Source organism: Peptoniphilus sp. DNF00840, from assembly GCF_001553125.1.
Taxonomy (GTDB): domain Bacteria; phylum Bacillota; class Clostridia; order Tissierellales; family Peptoniphilaceae; genus Peptoniphilus_A; species Peptoniphilus_A vaginalis.
The window spans coordinates 1-3740 of the sequence record NZ_KQ960239.1; the positions used below are offsets into that span (position 1 = coordinate 1).

Consider the following 3740-nt stretch of genomic DNA (forward strand, 5'->3'; position numbering starts at 1 on the left):
TTTAAGTCCAACTTTTGGGGGTCAGTTCATTTTTTCGGAGATTTTTTGTTGTTACAATTCTCGTAAAGATTTTATAAAATTTCCAATAAAATACAATTTTAAAATCCATTAAAAATTGTATTTTTTAATAGGTTAAGAGGAAAGAAAATTTATACAAATGAAAATCCTCTTTCACTTAAAAGGGATATAGATTTGTATTTATTAATAATCAAGACTTTATCAACCAAATCATATAAAGTGGTTGAAGCATTGAAAAAACAGGAAGAAATGATTTTCTATTTTTTAAATACACTAGACGGTCTATTTTTTTAAGGTTATAATTAAATTAATCATGCAATTATTTTTTTGAGAGGAGAGTTAAAATGCAAGATTCACAAAAGAAAATTAAGTGGTATATGCTGGCTTTTATGGCCTTCTCCACTTTATGGGGTTTTGGAAATGTTGTTAACGGTTTCGTATTCTTTAACGGAATCCAAGTAATATTTTCGTGGATCCTAATGTTCGCACTTTACTTTATTCCAAACGCACTTATGGTTGGGGAACTTGGTTCTTCCTTCAAGGATGAAGGTGGTGGAGTTACATCATGGATAAGGGCAACTTCTAGTGATAAGTTAGCTTATTACGCTGGTTGGACTTATTGGGCATGTCACATTACCTACATCGCTTCAAAGGGTTCTGGTGGACTAAAGGCTATGTCCTGGATGTTTTTCCAAAACGCAGAATTTTATGACTCCCTACCAACTGTTTATGTACAAATCGCAACTCTAGCAGTATTTTTAATTTTCTGTTGGGTAGCAAGTAGAGGTCTTAACCCACTTAAGAACCTTGCAACTATTGCAGGTTCAAGTATGTTTGTCATGGGTATTCTTTACATCTTAATGATGCTTGCTGCACCAAAGATCAATCCTAATGGTGGTTACCAAGCTATGGATTGGTCACTTGACAACTTGATTCCAACTTTTGATATGAAGTATTTCACTTCTTTATCAATTCTTGTATTTGCTGTTGGTGGTATTGAAAAGATGAGTCCTTATGTAAACCACATGGAAGGTACTCTTCTAAGGAATTCCCTAAGGCAATGATTTTTGCCGCTGTAATGGTAATTATTTCAGCTATCTTTGGTACTATTGCCATGGGTATGATGTTTGATCCTGCCATTATCAACGCAGATCCAGCAACTTTTGACTCTTACGCAGCCAATGGTGCTTATTGGGCCTTCGAAAGAGTTGGCGAATACTATGGCCTTGGAAACAAAATTATGATCATCTACGCTTTATGTAATATGATTGGTCAATTCTCTACACTTGTTGTAAGTATTGACGCACCACTAAGAATGCTACTTGATGATGACAAGACAAACAAATACATCCCAAGAAAGCTTCTTAAGAAAAATAAATACGGAGCTTACATCAATGGTATAAAACTTATAATTGTTCTTGCAGGTTCAATTATACTTGCACAAATCCTTGTGCCAGGTGCTGCAACTGTATTGAGACAATTGACAAAGCTTAATTCAATCACAATGCCACTTCGTTACCTATGGGTATTCTTGGCTTACATCTTCTTGAGAAAGAACAGGGGTGACGTAAAAAGAGACTTCTACTTTACACGTAACCAAGGATTTGCTCTATTCTTTGGCTTCTGGTGCTTCATATTAACAGCAGCTTGCTGTATGCTAGGAATGATCTCAGACGATCCAATGCAAATGGCACTTAACGTAATTACACCACTTGTACTTGTTGCACTTGGAGTAATTCTACCAATGATTAGGGCAAAGGAAGATAAGAAACTTAGCTAAATTCTAAAAGGAGGAAGTATGAATTATTTAGAAACTTCAAAGGAATTGTTAGAATTTATTAGAAAATCTGCAAGTATGTTCCACACAGTAGACACTGTTAAGACATATCTTGACAAGGAAAATTTTATAGAATTAAAGGAAGGCGAAAGCTGGACTATTGAAAAGGGCAAAAACTATTACACTACAAGAAATGACTCAAGTATTATTGCCTTTAAGGTAGGCAGTGACCTTTCAGATTACCACTACCAACTTGTGGCATCTCACTCTGACTCACCAACTTACAAGGTAAAGAGTATGCCAGAGCTTGATGGCCCAGGAGACTATGTAAAATTAAATGTAGAAGTTTATGGTGGACCAATTGATTGGACATGGTTTGACAAGCCTCTTACCCTAGGCGGAAGAGTATTAGTTGAAGAAGATGGCGCAATTGTATCAAAACTTTTATACATTGACAAAGACATCTTAATCATACCTGATGTGGCAATCCACATGAATAGGGAAGTAAATAATGGCTATAAGTTTAACAGACAAGTTGACCTTCTTCCACTTTTCACAAGTGGTGCTATGAAAAAGGGCGACTACAACAAGATGATAGCTGAAGAACTTGGAGTTAGAGAAGAACAAATTATTTCGAAGGACCTATTCTTAGTAAATAGACAAGAAGGAAAAATTTGGGGCTACAAGGATGAATTTGTTTCATCACCAAAACTTGACGACCTAGAATGTGCCTTCACTTCACTAAAGGCCTTTATAGCAGGTAAGAATGACAAGGCAGTAAATGTTTACTGCTGCTTCGACAACGAAGAAGTTGGCTCAAACACAAAACAAGGTGCCATGTCAACACTTCTTCACGATACATTAAAAAGACTAAATGCAGGTCTTGGCTTTGAAGAAGAAGAATACCACAAGGCTGTTGCAAAATCCTTCCTAGTAAGTGCTGACAATGCTCATGCAGTTCATCCAAATCACAAGGAATTAACTGATGACGAAAACAGAACTTTTATGAATGGAGGTATTGTAATCAAAGAAGCTGCCAACCAAAAGTACACATCAGATGCCTTTTCACAAGCAGTTTTCAAAAAAATTTGTGCCCTTGCTGAGGTTCCAGTTCAACACTTTGCCAACAGATCTAACATGCAAGGTGGATCAACTCTTGGAAACTTATCAAACACACAAGTTTCCCTTCACGCAGTTGACATAGGACTACCACAACTAGCAATGCACTCTAGTTATGAAACAGCTGGAGCAAAAGACCCAGACTATATGATTAAGGCCCTTACAAAATATTACAACTCTAATGTAAAAATTGAAGGCGCATCAAAAATAACTATTGAATAATATAAGTTTTTATTAGAAAATAGTATTTAATAAATAAAATTTGTGAAAGCAAATAAATAAAATCGCGACAACACATTTAAATAAATACTTTTTTTGAAAAGAGAGTAGGCTTAGGCCTGCTCTTTTTTCTTTAAATGAAAATGATTGGGATTAACAAATTATAAAAAAAATAGTGCCAGTTTTATCTGACACTATTTAAAATGAATTATTTTATTGGCTTTAGTTAGAAGTTGGTTTTTCAATTTGAACCAATTTGTAACTATTATCGCCGTATTTTACGGCTCTTAGATACACATCTTCAAAACCATCTAGTGATATCTTTATAATATCGCCAGCTTTTATTTTGTTAATAGTTATAGATTTTTATTAGAGGATTTATTATAGATGCTTACATCCCCTTTATTTAAGTCTACATAGGTATTATTTTCTAGTTTCTTAATTATGGCTTTTTCTTCTATCTGACTTAGCCATACCCCGTTGTCTAGGTAATCTTTTTTTAGCTTTATAAGTCTATTTCCTGACTCGGCAAAAATAATTTTTTTAAGTTGAGTGTTTGGCTTATTATTTTCCTTCTTTTCAGGGTTTTCAATTTGAACTAAGTTGT

The 3740-nt window shown here is 34.6% G+C and carries 2 protein-coding genes and 1 pseudogene; 2 read left to right on the top strand and 1 reads right to left on the bottom strand.

Features of this window, described 5'->3' with window-relative positions:
- Positions 1-362 precede the first annotated feature (362 nt).
- Both HMPREF1864_RS06995 and HMPREF1864_RS07000 read left to right on the top strand, forming a co-directional pair.
- Positions 363-1798: pseudogene (locus HMPREF1864_RS06995) on the top strand (APC family permease).
- A gap of 18 nt (positions 1799-1816) precedes the next feature.
- Positions 1817-3136, top strand: a complete 1320-nt coding sequence (locus HMPREF1864_RS07000; RefSeq protein ID WP_062572097.1) for a M18 family aminopeptidase — start codon at positions 1817-1819, stop codon at positions 3134-3136.
- 353 nt (positions 3137-3489) lie between these two features.
- Here the strand turns inward: HMPREF1864_RS07000 and HMPREF1864_RS08635 are convergent.
- Positions 3490-3740: hypothetical protein (locus HMPREF1864_RS08635; protein WP_197415084.1), on the bottom strand; the 251-nt coding region annotated here is incomplete at its 5' end.